This window comes from Anaerobacillus alkalidiazotrophicus (genome assembly GCF_001866055.1).
In genome coordinates this window covers 448,986-465,239 of sequence record NZ_MLQS01000030.1, presented here as the reverse complement: position 1 = coordinate 465,239, position 16,254 = coordinate 448,986, and the positions used below count along the sequence as shown (strand labels likewise).

Below are 16,254 nucleotides of genomic sequence, written 5' to 3'. Positions count from 1 at the left end.
ATTATCCTCCCTCCTGTTTTGAAATTATCTCATCATCAAGTTGCGGGCTAGTACGTTCGATAATTAATACATAATCTAGATTATGAAAGCTCGCTGATGGTTGGACGTATGCATTTTTTGTCAGTCCATATTCATCTGCCTCAACACGAATTATTTCTCCAATTAACAATCCTTGAGGGAAAACTCCACCTAATCCAGAAGTAATGACTTTTTGACCTTCTTCGATTTCGGCATCTGCCTCTATTTTACGGAGCATCAATGCTCCAGATATCTCATCATATCCCTCAATAAAACCAAATACTTCTTTATCTTCGGCATCCACCATTGCAGAAATACGATTCGTACGATCGTGATCTGTTAGTAGTTGAATAGTAGAAGTAAATTGTGAAACATGTTTAACCTTACCAACCAAGCCCTTTGATGTAATAACGGCCATATCTGTCTTGACACCATGCTGTTCACCTTTATTTATACCGATATATTCATTCCAACGATCTGGAGAACGATGAATAACTAGGGCTGGCCTAACCTTATGATCAAATAGGCTTTCTGTAATGTCTAACGCTTCTTTTAAATTTTTATTTTGCCTTCTTAATACATTAACCTCTACTGCAGTTTCGGCATAATGATCTAGGTGCGCTTTTAATATCTGGTTTTCTTCATATAAATTTTTCATATTATTTACGTTCTCAAAGAAACCCGCTACATAAAGAGCGGGTTGTTGGAAAACGGTCTGGACCCAACCGACTGAATCTTTGACAAACTGCTCGGGCCATGTTAAGCTTCGTCGATCATTCATGGAGTAGCCTACTAATGCCACCAATAGAATAATACTAACGAGAAGCACTATTAGTCTTTTATTTGAAAAAAATTGGGGCATTTAACACACCTACTTACTTACGATTTGAACGAACTGTAATACCTGCCTTCGAGCGGAACAAATGAAGATTTTCTAAAGCTCTCCCTGTTCCAAGCGCAACACAATCTAACGGATTTTCAGCCACCAATACTGGCATATGTGTCTCATCACTTAATACTCTATCTAAATTACGTAATAAACCACCACCACCAGTTAGAACAATACCACGATCCATAATATCTGCTGCCAATTCTGGTGGAGACTTTTCTAATGTGTTTTTCACTGATTCAATAATAGTGTTAACTGTATCTGCAAGCGCCTCTGCTATTTCCACTGCAGTAATCGAGATTGTTTTTGGTAAACCAGTAACAAGGTCACGACCGCGGATATCCATATCATCAATACCTTCTGGGACACCTGCAGAGCCTATTTCAAACTTAACAGCTTCAGCTGTACGCTCACCAATCATTAAGTTATAAGCTTTCTTAATATATTGGATAATTGCATCATCCATTTCATCGCCTGCTACACGAATTGACTGGCTCGTAACAATACCACCTAATGAAATAATCGCAACTTCAGTCGTACCACCACCGATATCGACAACCATACTACCAGTAGGCTCCCAAACTGGAAGATCTGCACCAATTGCTGCTGCAAAAGGCTCTTCAATCGTATAAGCTTCACGCGCTCCCGCCTGTTTTGTAGCATCTTCAACCGCACGTTTTTCTACTGCGGTAATTCCTGATGGTACACACACCATCACATTTGGTTTACGGGTGAAAATCGATCTACTTTTTTGTGCTTGCCTAATAAAATATTTCATCATAGTTGCAGTTGTATCAAAGTCTGCAATTACACCGTCTTTCATTGGTCTAACTGCTACAATATTTCCTGGTGTTCTACCGATCATGTTCTTTGCATCATTACCAACTGCTTCAATAGTACCTGTATCTGTTCTAATCGCAACAACAGAAGGTTCACGAACGATAACACCTTTACCCTTCACGTAAACTAGGGTATTAGCTGTACCTAAATCTATTCCTAAATCTTTTGAAAAACCACCAAACATGTATGTATCTCCCTTCAATCGAAAAGCGTTACCGCTAAAAATGTTATTCTAGTTGTATATGGTTCCTTGGCGCTTATCAACAAATTATTTAGAATTGTTTTTTATTACCACCAATAAGCTTACACTTTTTTAATGCATAAATAAATCCATAAATTTGATTATATATAAAAAAAATAAAAAAGGATAGTGATTTCATGGAGAATATCGAAGCTAAAAAAAACAAATTTGAAAGTAAGCGCTTCAAAGCGCCTACTTTCAATATTCCTCTTTTTCACGAACTTTTTTCCAATTTAAACATACCCCTTCTCCTTCAAACTTACAAATTTCTTCTCACCAATAATAATGTGATCCAAAACTTCGATTCCAATTACTTTTCCACTTTCAACAAGACGCTTAGTGACTTCAATATCTTCTCTACTTGGGGCCGGGTCCCCACTGGGGTGGTTATGAAGACAAATAATTGATGCAGCTGAATGTCGAAATGCCTCTTTGTATATCTCCCTTGGGTGTACAATACTAGCATTAAGACTTCCAATAAAAATTGTTTTTTTGAAAATAACATGATTTTTTGTGTTGAGATATAAACATACAAAATGTTCTTGTGTTAAAAAACGCATGTCTTCCATCACATAGCGAGAAACATCTTCTGGTGAGCGAATAATAAAGCGATCTTCTGCCTGCAGTTTATGAATTCTACTCCCCAATTCTATCGCCGCAAGAATTTGTACTGCTTTTGTATCACCAATACCTTTTATGCTTTTCAATTCCTCAACCGTTGCTTCTTTTAAAAGACGTAATCCGTTAAAATGATGTAAAATTCGTTGAGATAACTGAATGACAGATTCCTGCCTTGTCCCGGAACCTAAAATTGTTGCAATGAGTTCGTGGTTAGATAGAGCTTGAGCCCCCTCTTTTAACAGACGTTCCCTTGGTCTTTCTCCACTTGGTACATCACGAATCATTAGTGGTTTTGCTTGCATAAATTCTCCTCCTTTTTCGTGGGAGCAGCTTTTGATGCAAGACATGGTATCGAAAACTTAAGCGACTCCCGATTAAACTTCGAAAGTTTTTAACTCTCTTATGGTCCTCGCTAGTGGTAGTCCGACAACAGTAAAATAGTCACCGTGAATTTTTTTGACAAATAAAGCACCTAACCCTTGTATACCATAGGATCCAGCCTTATCAAAAGGTTCACCACTTGCAATATATTGAAAAATTTCTTCGTTTGTTAGCTCCCAAAAAGATACAACTGTTTTTTCGTGAAAGAGTACAGTTTTCTCTTTTGAGAGTATTGCTACACCAGTGTATACATCATGATCGTTTCCTGAAAGGAGTTGGAGCATTTCTGTTGCTTCAGTTTCATTATTAGGCTTTCCTAAAATTTGCCCATTTATAGAAACAATTGTATCAGCTCCGATAATAATACTATCATCATGACGTAATAAGACATCTTTTGCCTTTCTCATCGCAAGCTCTTCTACTACTTCATTTGGGGTCGTTTCATCTACGTTTTCATCAACTGTGCTTGTGGAAATAGAAAATTCAAGCTTCCCTTGTTCAAGAAGCTGTTTTCGGCGAGGTGAGCCAGAGGCTAATATGAGTTTTTTCACGAAGATTCTCCTTTGTCTAATTATTTTTCTCATAGCTGTTCAAAACGTTACCTTGAGGACCAAAAGGTAGGGCAGCAAAATATGTGCCTATTTTTTGAACTTCATGTAAAAAGAAAATTTTGTACAAAGGATATACTTAGGATACCAAATTGTACAAAATTTTCAATTATTTTTTTTATTTTTAAATTATTTTCTCCACCAAGATACTATATCGTTGAACCACTCCAACTAGCTATAGTTTTATGTCGGTTGGTTTTGGTAAACTAAGACATTTACTTATTCAAAAAGTAGATCTGCCCCAGCAATTCCAGGTACAGTCATTTCATTTGGATCTAGAATAACTTTTAACTCTTCCTCTGAGAGTATCCCTTTTTCAATACAAATTTCTCTAACTGGACGTTTTGTCTGAATGGCTTCTTTTGCAATTCTAGCTGCTACCTCATATCCTACGTGTGGGTTTATTGCAGTAATAATTCCAACACTTCCTTCTACCATATCTAAGCAACGCTCTCTGTTAGCAGTTATTCCCTCGATACAGTATTCTTTAAATACTTTCATTCCATTTTGAAGAATTGATAAAGATTGTAATAAATTAAATACTAATACAGGTTCCATCACATTTAATTCTAATTGACCTGCTTCAGATGCTAAAGAAATCGTGTGATCATTACCAATCACTTGAAACGAGATTTGGTTTATGACTTCACACATAACCGGGTTGACTTTACCAGGCATAATCGATGAACCTGCTTGGCGAGGTGGCAAGTTAATTTCATTTATTCCAGTAAGCGGGCCAGAACTCATCAATCTTAAGTCGTTAGCAATTTTTGATATATTAATCGCTAATATTTTTAATGAACTCGAAAGTTCAGTATATGCATCGGTATTTTGCGTAGCATCAACAAGATCTTCAGCACTTTTAAACGGCATACCTGTATGTTCTGCTAAATATTTTGCAACAAGAGTAATATATTCTGGTACTGCATTTAATCCAGTACCTACAGCGGTGGCTCCCATATTAATTTCATATAAATGACCGACCGAATTTTCAATGCGTTTTAAATCACGAGACAAAACACGTTTATACGCACCAAACTCTTGCCCAAGACGAATAGGTACAGCATCTTGAAGATGGGTACGCCCCATTTTTATGATTTGATCAAATTCTTTTTCTTTTTTCTCCAATGCAGTAATTAATTCATGTAATGAACTTGTAAGCCCTCTAGCTAAATGTAAGCAGGCAATATGGATTGCTGTTGGAAACGTATCATTTGTTGATTGGGCCATATTAACATGCGAATTCGGACTAACTGTCATGTAGTCTCCCTTTTTCCCCCCGAGGAATTCAATTGCCCGATTAGCAATTACTTCATTTGCATTCATATTAAATGAAGTCCCAGCACCACCTTGTATCGAATCAACAACAAAATGTTCAATGAGCTTTCCTTCAATGATCTCGTCACTCGCTTTAACGATGGCATCAGCAATTTTTTTATTTAATACCCCTACATCGCGATTTGCCATTGCTGCTGCTTTTTTTACAAACCCGAACGCTCGAATTAATTCACGGTGTGGCGGATAACCAGTGATTGGAAAATTCTCAATGGCACGTGCCGTTTGGATCCCATAATAAGCGTCTTGAGGTATTTCCTTTTCTCCCATTAAATCGCGTTCAATTCGAACATTTGACATGTAAAAACCTCCACCTCTTTGTCTATTTGTTGCATCTAACGTGTGACATTCATTTCAGCTTTACCCTAACATTTTTATATTATGTACAACATTAGTTATAAATTGTAAAAAGATAAAAGTCTAATGAATTTCATAATTGCTTATTTTCGCTACTCTGATACTAAATGTTGTTGGATGAAGATCGTTTCCAACAACATTTAGACTTATGTAGCTCCATTTAGGTAATTATGAAATTCACTCAGTCAAAACAAAAATAAGAAAAAGAATAGAGGCTGAACTCATTGATCGTTTATACGACGTTTGAGTCATCCTCTTTTGCCATTTTAGAATTACGTAAAGGTCTTCACTAACTTCTCATAGGCTAACATTCCATCTAATAAGAATTGTTGTACTTGCCATAGGTTGTTTGATTCTTGAGAAGAAGCAAAACTTAACATACTTTGATAAGCATTATCTAATGCGTGTTGAAAATCGTTAGCTAACGTTTCTTGTTCACTATCTTTAAAAGGGTTCCCTAATGATACAAGTATCTCATTAGTTGCCTTTAAATCAGCTAGGGTTTCGTCTGTTACTAATGATGATCCATTAGCTAGTCCATTTACGGATAATAAAATTAGTTGTTGGTATAAATCTACACTTGTTTCTAGGAAAAGAGATTGTTCTTGACTATCAACCGTACCTGAAGTTGTAACAGCATATGGCTTTACATATACATCTTGTCCATTAGCCTTATAATGCTCGGCTAAAACATTCGCTTGTTCTCGGTCTATACCAAGGCCAATAAATAAATAGATAGGCTCGGTTGTATTTGTGATCGCTGCTGCAAATCCTTTATTTTGGATAGACTGCGCTGTTTCAGTAGCTTTATCTACTAAAGAAAACGCACCACCTTGCACAATCTCGACTCCAAGAACAGGAATTTGTCCATTCATAACCACTTCCGGGGCTTCAATTTCTGTTGTCGCGATTTCTGTAGCTTGTACAGGATTTATCACTTCCATGGCTTGTGGTTTATCACCAGTAAAGATCGTTAACATCATAAAGCCAAAACTAACACCTACGATAATTGCAGACATAACAATACCAATAATTCCTAAGGGAAGGTCTTTGATTTTAAATTTAAAATCAAACTTTTGTTTCTTTTTTCTTTTTGTTGGTGGCAACTTAGGGGCTTGTTCACTTTTTCCATCATCCCAAAAAGGCCCCTCTAACTTTTTTTTATTATGACGCCTCTCCCCTAAGTCAACAATTTTAGGTGAAGAATCGTTTGTTTCGTTTTCAGGGAGGATCCAATGAAATTCATCCTTTTGATCCTCTTCTTGAGTTGCACTTATCTCCTTTTCTAGTAAATGCTCATAGGCGTGCTTGTCCTTCTCCAGCTCTTCATACCGTTTCTCTTGTCCATTTAATACGATTGAAATTCGCCGGTCATTCTTCTTCGTATTGTCCAACATTGCCAGCTCCTTTCTATAATCAATTTACTATAGTCTATTAATAAATATTGATAGATAGAACTAGAAAAATAAAAGGGATATAGAAATAATTTCCTAAAAAAGAACAAGACTTCTGATAAAATGTCTTTTACACGTAGTACACTTTAAGTCAGTCTTGTTCTAATTTTTTTATTGGATGAGAAGCGGACTTTGTTTCTCACTAGGGTTAGGATGAATAACTTTTGGTACCTCATCACTCAACTCATATAAATCAGGGTAATAAAACGTACTTACTGTTACAAAAAACTCAAGATACTCTTGAGGATCGTGAATGATTTCTGTTTCTTGCGCTCCTATAAATGAAATGTTATCTATACTTACTATTCTAGGTAAACGGTCGATCTCAACAAGAAATTGAAAAAGATCTTCATACATTTTTGCATTGACTGTTACACTTACATTCATTACCACTATTCCTTCTATTGTATCAAACGAATTTTCCAAGTTTTCTTCCACGTCTTCTTGAACCACAGAATGAACGGTTGAATCCTGATCAATAGTCATTGAAATAATGTAGCTGTTTGATAATGCCTCTACTCTCTGAAAATCTAATAGTAATTGGTCCATGAGTGGCTCAACTGGTAGCTGCCTTTGCAGTTCAGTTGTTTCTTCAATATGGTCCTCTTCTTTTAAAAGACTTTTTTCTAATGTCAATAAAATTTGTTTTTCAGTTTCAAGTTGGTGAGTTACCTGATCGATAATCGTTAATTTGGGGTAAATCAAATAAAAGTAGCAACCCAGGTAACTAATGAAAACTAAAACTATTCCAGTAATGAGAGTGATCAGTTTTTTCTTCGTAAATGATACTTTCATCTATGAGTCCTCCCTTACAAGAAAAGCTGATCGATTTACTTTTATTGTAAAACTAGCAACATACCTCGGTAAAATATCATCAACTATCGTTTCATTTCCAACCATCATTGCTGTTTCAATACTCGTTAAATGAACAGAAAACATATATGGAGACTTATTTAGCTCATAACTATAGGCAGCAATGGAAGACATTTGGTCAAAATAAGCAATTATCGTTACCTCGTCAGGTTTTTGAAAGTAAAACTGTGAGAAATAACCATGTTCAGGCAATAATCTCACCACCTCATTTAGAAGCATTGAAGTTGGAATAACTCTTTTTTCTAAAGAATAAATTGCTGTTTTCAATTGTTCATGATAGGAAGCTGGCTTATCGTCGAATAACTGCTGTTTTAGGGAAATTTGTTCCTGAACGAAGGAGCGCTCGTCTGTAAGAGCATCAATTTCTACCTCATATTTATTACTATGGACATAAATGAATAGTAAAGAAACGAGTAATAGGACAAAGATCACCGTGACGATTAGCCAATTCGTTATATCTTTTTTATCTTTTTCCGTTAATAAATTAATTTCAACTAACATCGTGAACCTCTTTTTTCAAAGCTAATCCTACAATTTCATAGAAGCGTTCAGGTATCTCTTTTCCATTCATAGTCTTAATTGACTCTTTGCTTATCGTTTCGATATCAATATCAAAAGATTTTTGAAATTTCTTCCTAATATCACTTAAATATGGATGATCTCCGACTACAACCAATTTTGTTACACGATATTTTCCTTGCCTCATACTGTAACGATAATAATTCATAATCCGCTCAACTTCCGTTATGATGTCTTGTACTTGGTTTTCTATCTCACTTTGATTTCCTTCCCAAGAAACTTCTTCGATACCTTCACCTTCGTTCAAATACCTCCACTTATTTTCGGTCGATAGCTTTATGTGCCTCATAAAAACAGGTTTCTGATTATGAAAAATTGTAATATTTATTGATAGTAAATCAACTTGTACAAACAAAAAATGATCATTTTTATTATCTCGATCCAAAAAATGTACTAATCTGTATAGAGATAAAACTGAGATGTCGGCAGCATTCGGCTTTACCTTCACTTCAGTTAATAAATTTACGTATTCCTGGACTTTCTTTTCTGGTGTAGCAATTAACAAAACTTCTCTTTGACCATCTTTCTCACCTAAGTTATGGATATCAAAGGTAGCTTCATCAAACGGCAGATGTACCGTTTCGCCAATAACTGTATATAAATACCCCTTTATTTCATCTACTTTTATGCTAAGGGGTACTTGAACATGACGTAAAACCGTATAGGCATCAGGAACAATAAACTGAACATAATGTTTCTTTAACTGCCATTCTTCAATACAATCCTGCAATATCCCTTCTAACGTTTCCCACTCGACGATTTTCCCATCATGAATCACTCCAGTAGGTAAATACCTTTCTCCAAAGGAATCAATACTAGCTAAGTCTGCTCGCTTTGCATGAACAAAGCGAATCACATGATCTTTAATGATTATCGCTGTTCTCATTTGCTTTTTTCCACGAAAAAACACCACAGTTTTTCACCACGTTTCTAATGACAATGATTCTAACTAATTTTACCACCATTCAGTAAGCAGGGTCATTATACTTCATAATTAAAAGGTAAACTTGTCCGATTTTCAGAATCGTTTCTCCCAAACCAAATTTTCCCTTTTTTCTGTTGTAGGTAAATGCCCATTTAATAGTGGGATATAAATAAACTCCAATACCATGTAAAAATCTCTTTTTCGAAAAAATAAGTGATGAGAGTTGCTATTACGATAAATGGTCCAAATGGTATGGGCTCACCACGCCTTATTTTCCCTAACGTTAAACCTATTATACCAATAATTGCCCCGATCAATGTAGAAAGAAAAAAAGCAAGTAAAACCCCGGACCACCCTAAAGTAATCCCAATGACAGCAAATAATTTAATGTCACCGCCACCCATACCACCTTTACTAATAATGGCAATGGCTAGTAGTAAAGTAAAGCCGATAACTCCACCTAAAAATGGGTTCCACCATGTGTCTAAAGGCGCTACAAACAAACGCATGACTAAAAGAATTGGTGCAAAGAAAAGTAAAACTTGATCTGGGATTATCATATAGTGGATATCAGAAACAAAAATGATAATGAGTAATGAAATGAAAACCCAAGCAACAATAGTTTCCAATGTAAGCCCAAATTGATAAAATGCATAAACAAATAAAAGACCCGTAGCAGCCTCTATGAAAGGGTAGATGGGAGATATTTTCGTCCCACATCCTTTACACTTCCCCTTTTGAAATATGTAAGAAGTAACAGGAATCAATTCTAATGCAGATAACGTCCGCTTGCATTTTGAACAGTGAGAACGGGGACGAACAATCGATTGACCATTCGGCAACCGCAAACCAACGACGTTGTAAAAAGACCCTAGGACAAGACCTAGGGTGAAGGTGTAGAGGTAGATACTTGCCATCATAAATAAGTGACATACCTTTCTATGAATATTTATAATAACTCATTTTTTCTCACATACTATTAATCAACAATCGTTTTACCTTCTCTAGCAAAATCATTTAATTGTTATTAATCATTAGGATCAGGATCACTTTCTTTCTTTTTACCATCTCTAGCAAAGTCATTTAATTCTTTTTCAGTAACACTTCCATCTACTGTACCACCTATTTTTTGAACTGCTGGATGTCCACTTATTGAAAATTCTACTCCATTACGTGTAACAGTATAATTAGTATTATTTTGATCTACTTTCTCTAAATATTCCTCCAATTTTCTACTATTATCTTTACCAGTATGTGTCCATTTCATTGCAGCTCCATTAGCAGCTCGATCTAATTTAGCTGCGTTAATGATCTGGATTGCCTCTGCTACAATTGCTTTATCCTCAGTTTTACTTATTATCCCACCTATACTCGGTACTGCAATCGCTGCAATAATCCCTAAAATAACAATAACTGCTAACAATTCAATTAACGTCAAACCTTTTTGGTTTTTTAACAATTTTCTCATTATCTTTCCTCCATTAATAAGTTTTTTTGAAGTTTACTTAAAGCTGTTTGCAACGAAATGACTTTAAAAATAAAAGACGACCAACTCTTCTATATCCATAAATTTATGCATATACAAAATTTGGCCGGTTGCACTACTAGCTCCAAATCATCCAAGTGCCCAAATATAGATGATTCTTCTTTGCTTCAAAATATTGTTTTATTTAATACTAATACTATTATAATACTATTAATAGTTTTCTTCTAGTAGTTTTATATCATTTTGACTAGTACTTTTTATGACTTTTTACCCAATATTTTCAAAAATCTGAAACATTGGTATGGCAATCGAAGCAACGATAACTCCGACTATACCTGCTAGAACGACTATCATTAAAGGTTCTATTAATGATTTAATGCGTTCTGTAGCGATGTCTACTTCTGTCTCGTAAAAATCGGCGACCTTGTCTAGCATTGTGTCAAGTGATCCCGTTTTCTCTCCTACTCGCACCATCTGAGTTACAAGTGGTGGAAAAATCCAATGGGCTTCCATAGGACCCGCTATCGATTCCCCTTTTTCTAGTGCGTTTCGGGATTCACGGATTACCTTTGCCACTACTTCATTTCCTACTATTTTCTCAACGATCGAAACTGCATGTAAAATTGGGACTGATGAAGAAAATAGTGACCCTAGTGTACGTGTCATTCTTGCTAATACCGCTTTTTGAAATAATGATCCAAAGATAGGAATTTTCAAAATTAATAAGTCAAAATAATATTTATAGCGTCGATTTTCTTGAATGACTTTAAAAGCGACAACCATGCCAATAAATAATAAAATTAGCAACCACCAAACTTTTTTAAAAACACTACCAGCTGATAAAACCATCTTGGTAATCAACGGAAGCTCTGAATCGAATGATCGAAACAAATCAGCAAATGTCGGAACGACGAATGACAATAGAAAGACGACAACAATTATCGCAATAGAGCCTACGACTGCAGGATATGAAAGAGCAGAAATTACTTTTTGTCTAGTAAGATATTGCTTTTCATAATAAGTAGCTAACCTTTCTAAAACCTCATCTAAATTCCCGCCTACTTCACCTGCACGAAGCATATTTGTAAACAAGGCTGGAAAAACTTTTTTATGAGCTTCAGCAGCTTCAGAGAATGGATTTCCAGCTCGAAGTTCTATTTCAATTGATTTTAATGTATATTGTAATCGTTTCGAGTTTGTTTGTTCAGCTAATATACTAGTCGCATCAATAACTGAAATTCCAGCTTTTAGTAACGTTGAAAATTGACGTAAATACATGACAAATTGTTGTGACTTTACCGCACTTCCAAAGGAAATATCTTTATATAATAGCCCCGTTAATTCTTCAATTTCCTTCAAAATCATTCCATCAGCGATTAATGTTTCTTTTGCTTCTCTCTCTGAGAAACTTTTTATTCGTCCTTCTTTTAACTTACCGGTTCTATCTCTTGCAGTATACTTAAAATACGGCATTACGACCCCAACTCACTAACATAAGGTTGAGCAACTTCCTCACTTATTTTTTTCTGTTCTAAGAGCTCTTTTATTGACATTTCAAGAGTATGCATCCCTACTGCCCTACTAGTCTGCATGACACTTGTTATTTGATGTATTTTTTCATTTCGTATTAAGTTTTTTATAGCAGAATTATTAATTAATATTTCCGTAGCAGCGCAACGACCTTGATTATCTGCAGTTGGTAGTAATCGTTGAGACACAATTGCCTTTAATACAGAGGCAAGCTGTATTCGAACTTGCGGTTGTTGGTTTGGTGGAAATACATCAATAATTCGATCAATGGTAGCGGGAGCATCTGTCGTGTGCAACGTCCCTAATACAAGGTGACCTGTTTCTGCAGCGGTAATAGCTGTAGAAATTGTTTCTAAATCTCGCATTTCCCCTACCAAAATAACATCAGGATCTTGACGTAAGCACGCACGGAGACCATTAGCAAAATTTTGAGTGTCAAACCCTATTTCTCGTTGATCAATAATACATAGGCGATGTTTATGCAAGTATTCTATTGGATCTTCCAACGTAATAATATGCTTTCGATAGGTGTTATTTACATGATCAATCATCGCAGCAAGAGTCGTTGACTTTCCGCTTCCAGTTGGACCTGTGACAAGAACAAGTCCATGTGGTTTTTTGGCTATATCTTTAAGAACTACTGGCATGTTTAATTGTTCGAGTGTTGGTATGCTTGTCGGTACAACTCGTATAGCCATACTAACACAGGAACGTTGAAAATAAGCATTTATCCGAAACCTAGATAAACCAATTATTCCATGAGAAAAGTCCAATTCACCTTTTTTCAAAAAAACCTTCCAAAGTCCTTCTGAAATGATTGATTTAGCCATTGCTTCTGTATCATTTGGCTTTAAAATATCTTCTCCAAACTGTTTTAGGTCACCGTTAATTCTCATAACAGGAGGAACACCGACTGTTAAATGTAAATCAGATGCACCCTTTTCAAAAGCCGCTCTTAACAATCCTTCAAGTCGTTCTTTCATTTCATTGCTCCTCCTTGTCTAGTCTTCTATTGCAATCCTTAGTACTTCTTCTATTGTTGTTAGTCCTTGCTTAACTTTTAATAAACCATCATCCATAAGAAAAACCATCCCATTTTGAAGTGCGTAATCACGAATAGATGTTGTCGTTTTGTTATTCATCATCATCTGGCGAATTTCATCGTCAATAACCAATATTTCTTGAATTGCGACACGTCCTTGATACCCCGTAGAACCACAAACCTCACAGCCTTTACCACGATATGTTTTACCCATTTTAATACCGCGGCGTATATATAGATTTTTTTCCATTTCTGTTGGTTCATACTCTTCCTTACATTCACGACAAATTTTTCTGACAAGTCGTTGAGCAACGATCCCAGAAAGTGAAGATACAACTAAAAAAGGCTCTATCCCCATATCAATTAACCTGGGAATTGTCGCAATTGCACTATTCGTATGGAGTGTACTTAATACTAAATGCCCTGTTAGCGAAGCTCTAATCGCAATTTCAGCAGTTTCAGCATCACGAATTTCCCCGACCATAACTATATTAGGGTCCTGACGTAAAATTGAACGTAAACCAGTAGCAAAAGTTAGTCCAACATTTGTATTAACTTGTACTTGATTAATGCCTTCGATTTGATATTCAACAGGATCCTCAACCGTAATAATATTAACTTCATCACTATTTAAGTGGTTCAATGCTGCATATAATGTTGAGGTTTTCCCAGAACCCGTAGGTCCAGTAATTAAAATAATACCTGAAGGCTTTGCAATTAAGTTTACAAAATGTTTATAGTTGATTTTATTAAAACCAAGTTGTCCAAGGTTCACTAAGGCAGAACCTAAATCTAAAATTCGTATAACAATTTTCTCTCCATAAACAGTAGGTAATGTTGAAATTCGTAAATCAATCGGATTAAAATCAATCGTAACCTTAATCCTACCATCTTGTGGCAACCTCGTTTCAGTAATATTTAAGTTTGCCATTATTTTAATCCTAGCTGTTAAGACATTTTGTAAATTTTTTGGTAAAGCTCTCTCAGTTTTTAAGAGACCATCGACTCTATACCTAACAAGTAACTTCTTTTCTTGAGGATCAATATGAATATCACTAGCTTTCTTTTGAATTCCATTTAGTAAAATTTGATTGACCAAACGAATGGCTGGCGCATCTTCTTCACCTGCATTGGCTACAGCTGCAGCTAAATCTTCCTCAAGTTGTTCTACAAGAGAGTCTCGCATGGACTCATCTATTGCATAATGTTTGTTAATCGCTTGTAGAATATCTTCTTTAGATGCAATGACTTGTTCAACTTGGAAACCTGTAGACATACGTAAATCATCTAGCGCATTGTAGTCCATCGGATCAGCCATTGCAACGAGAAGTTGATCTCCATTCCTTTTTATTGGGATTAAAATGTTTCTTCGTGCAAGCTCCTTAGGAACAATATTCATTAATGTTGTATCTACAGGATAGCGTTGCAAGGAAATATGAGGTATACCTAATTGAAATTCTAATACTTCAATTAATTGCTGCTCTGTGATTAAACCTCGTTCAAGTAACGCGTCGCCAAGCTTTTGACCTTGTTTTTTCGACCTTAACGTTGCTTCAACTTGATCTTTCTGTAAAAGACCTGCTTCAACAAGTAGGTCGCCTAATCGCTTTCGTTCTTTTGCCATGCAAATACCCCACTTAACAATTAAGTAATATCAGCAAAGGTCGTTAATGAAATTTCATCATTTATTATTCTCGCCACTAAGATCCATCATTTAGTTACGGTAAAACCGATCATAACTAAATATAGCTATAGTGTTTTGGATAATTATGAACTTTTCTCAGTTAATAACCTTTCATTAATTCATCTGCTTCATCAAAATATTGTTCATCTGAACCAATATCATCTTGATCCTCTACGGGCTGCGGTAATAATTCACCTTTGTCTAATTGTTCTTCAATGTCATTAGCATTTCGAAGCTGTTCTAGTCGCTCTTTTATACTCCATTCCTCAACTTGATGGACTGGTGAATAAAAATCTTCAAATAATAAGTACTCTTTAATCAGTTTGTTTGATTCTTTATTTCTTATTTGACGGTACAATTCTACAAAATAACCATTTTTGCCATTTTCAACTATTTGTTTGTCACCTTTCCTACGAGTAGAAGAAAAATGAACCACTTTCCTTGGAACAATGACTTTTTCATTTTTTGTAACAGCTGTAAATTGATATGGTAAAGATACCCCTTCAAGTGAAGCTGTCAATTCATTATTCACCAATGCCAATTTGAGTGTATACGAATAATAATTAGGATTTTCTACAATCAAATCTGCTTGATCAGGTTTAACAACTGAATAATAACCTGCATCTGCATAATTCGGTAAAACCCTCCCACCATGTCGTTCAATAAATTGAAAGTTCGTTTCTAAAAACAAATTGTAAAGAGCAGTAGCTAATACATTTAATGATTCTGTCTCTGTACGTACTGCACCTAGGTCAGCCATAGTTTGAAGCAAAGAAAATCTACTTCTGCCATCAATCACAACGCCATCGAGTTGTTCTACCCATCTTGGGAGTAATAATGTACTTTCAAAATTTGTTGTAACACTACTTGCGACAACTTCAATTGGACGATTAGGTGATACGTAGTCATTTATATCAATAAAAAGTGGGCTTGTACTTAGTAAATTTACATAGGTTTGAACTTCTTCCGTTAGCGAATTTAGATTTATGGTATTAACATCATAAGAAAGAGATTCAATAGCTTTCTTTAATGTCATTGATGAAACATTTGAGTAAAGGTCACCATATCCATTTTCAACACCTTGTAAACTTTCTTGAATGAAAAACTCAATTTGACTAGTATCTAATTCAACTGCTTCATCAAAGTATACGATTGAAAGAGATGCACTACTTTTCCAATTTTCAATTTCACTTCTTACTGCATCTTTAGCTTCAGCTTCTGATAATCCACTAATCGGTATTGAACTTAGCATTGTGCCGTCTGGAAAATAACTTTGTTTAGGGTAGTATGTCTCGATTGCATAAGTTCCACCTACAGAGAACAAACCGATAAAAGAAGTATAAAATAATATTATTAAAAACGTTTTACTAAAAAACCGGTAATCCTTCATA

15 protein-coding genes and 1 riboswitch are annotated in these 16,254 nt (G+C 35.4%); all 15 genes read right to left on the bottom strand.

Annotated features, from left to right (window positions below):
* Position 1: 1 nt before the first annotated feature.
* A complete protein-coding gene (mreC, locus tag BKP45_RS18155) occupies positions 2 to 880 on the bottom strand; it encodes a rod shape-determining protein MreC (RefSeq protein ID WP_071389989.1) in 879 nt (292 codons plus the stop codon).
* 13 nt (positions 881 to 893) lie between these two features.
* Positions 894 to 1,931 carry a rod shape-determining protein gene (locus tag BKP45_RS18150; protein ID WP_071389988.1) on the bottom strand — a complete coding sequence of 346 codons (1,038 nt, stop codon included), beginning with the start codon at positions 1,929 to 1,931 and terminating at the stop codon, positions 894 to 896.
* 290 nt (positions 1,932 to 2,221) lie between these two features.
* Positions 2,222 to 2,911, bottom strand: a complete 690-nt coding sequence (gene radC / locus BKP45_RS18145) for a RadC family protein (protein ID WP_071389987.1) — start codon at positions 2,909 to 2,911, stop codon at positions 2,222 to 2,224.
* 72 nt (positions 2,912 to 2,983) lie between these two features.
* Positions 2,984 to 3,541, bottom strand: coding sequence for a Maf family protein (locus BKP45_RS18140; protein WP_071389986.1), 558 nt, complete (start codon positions 3,539 to 3,541; stop codon positions 2,984 to 2,986).
* A gap of 276 nt (positions 3,542 to 3,817) precedes the next feature.
* A complete protein-coding gene (gene aspA / locus BKP45_RS18135) occupies positions 3,818 to 5,233 on the bottom strand; it encodes an aspartate ammonia-lyase (protein WP_071389985.1) in 1,416 nt (471 codons plus the stop codon).
* Positions 5,234 to 5,562: 329 nt separating this feature from the next.
* Positions 5,563 to 6,687: an SPOR domain-containing protein gene (locus tag BKP45_RS18130; protein ID WP_169824105.1), complete on the bottom strand. Its 1,125-nt coding sequence runs from the start codon at positions 6,685 to 6,687 to the stop codon at positions 5,563 to 5,565.
* 168 nt (positions 6,688 to 6,855) lie between these two features.
* Positions 6,856 to 7,539, bottom strand: coding sequence for a type 4a pilus biogenesis protein PilO (locus tag BKP45_RS18125; protein WP_071389983.1), 684 nt, complete (start codon positions 7,537 to 7,539; stop codon positions 6,856 to 6,858).
* Positions 7,540 to 8,118, bottom strand: a complete 579-nt coding sequence (locus tag BKP45_RS18120; RefSeq protein ID WP_071389982.1) for a PilN domain-containing protein — start codon at positions 8,116 to 8,118, stop codon at positions 7,540 to 7,542. It lies immediately after the preceding gene.
* Positions 8,108 to 9,082 (bottom strand): type IV pilus biogenesis protein PilM, encoded by a 975-nt coding sequence (pilM, locus tag BKP45_RS18115; protein WP_169824104.1) that lies wholly within the window; start codon positions 9,080 to 9,082, stop codon positions 8,108 to 8,110. Before pilM ends, BKP45_RS18120 begins: the two co-directional genes overlap by 11 nt.
* Before the next feature lie 191 nt (positions 9,083 to 9,273).
* Positions 9,274 to 10,041 (bottom strand): prepilin peptidase, encoded by a 768-nt coding sequence (locus BKP45_RS18110; RefSeq protein WP_071389980.1) that lies wholly within the window; start codon positions 10,039 to 10,041, stop codon positions 9,274 to 9,276.
* 107 nt (positions 10,042 to 10,148) lie between these two features.
* Positions 10,149 to 10,589 carry a type II secretion system protein gene (locus BKP45_RS18105; protein ID WP_071389979.1) on the bottom strand — a complete coding sequence of 147 codons (441 nt, stop codon included), beginning with the start codon at positions 10,587 to 10,589 and terminating at the stop codon, positions 10,149 to 10,151.
* A gap of 113 nt (positions 10,590 to 10,702) precedes the next feature.
* A riboswitch (cyclic di-GMP riboswitch) is annotated at positions 10,703 to 10,786 on the bottom strand.
* Positions 10,787 to 10,874: 88 nt separating this feature from the next.
* Entirely contained in the window at positions 10,875 to 12,080 is a 1,206-nt protein-coding gene (locus BKP45_RS18100; RefSeq protein WP_071389978.1) for a type II secretion system F family protein, read from the bottom strand.
* Positions 12,080 to 13,120 (bottom strand): type IV pilus twitching motility protein PilT, encoded by a 1,041-nt coding sequence (locus BKP45_RS18095; protein WP_071389977.1) that lies wholly within the window; start codon positions 13,118 to 13,120, stop codon positions 12,080 to 12,082. Before BKP45_RS18095 ends, BKP45_RS18100 begins: the two co-directional genes overlap by 1 nt.
* Positions 13,121 to 13,138: 18 nt before the next feature.
* Positions 13,139 to 14,803 carry a GspE/PulE family protein gene (locus BKP45_RS18090; RefSeq protein ID WP_071389976.1) on the bottom strand — a complete coding sequence of 555 codons (1,665 nt, stop codon included), beginning with the start codon at positions 14,801 to 14,803 and terminating at the stop codon, positions 13,139 to 13,141.
* Positions 14,804 to 14,963: 160 nt separating this feature from the next.
* Positions 14,964 to 16,253, bottom strand: a complete 1,290-nt coding sequence (locus BKP45_RS18085) for a VanW family protein (protein WP_071389975.1) — start codon at positions 16,251 to 16,253, stop codon at positions 14,964 to 14,966.
* Between the last annotated feature and the right edge of the window lies 1 nt (position 16,254).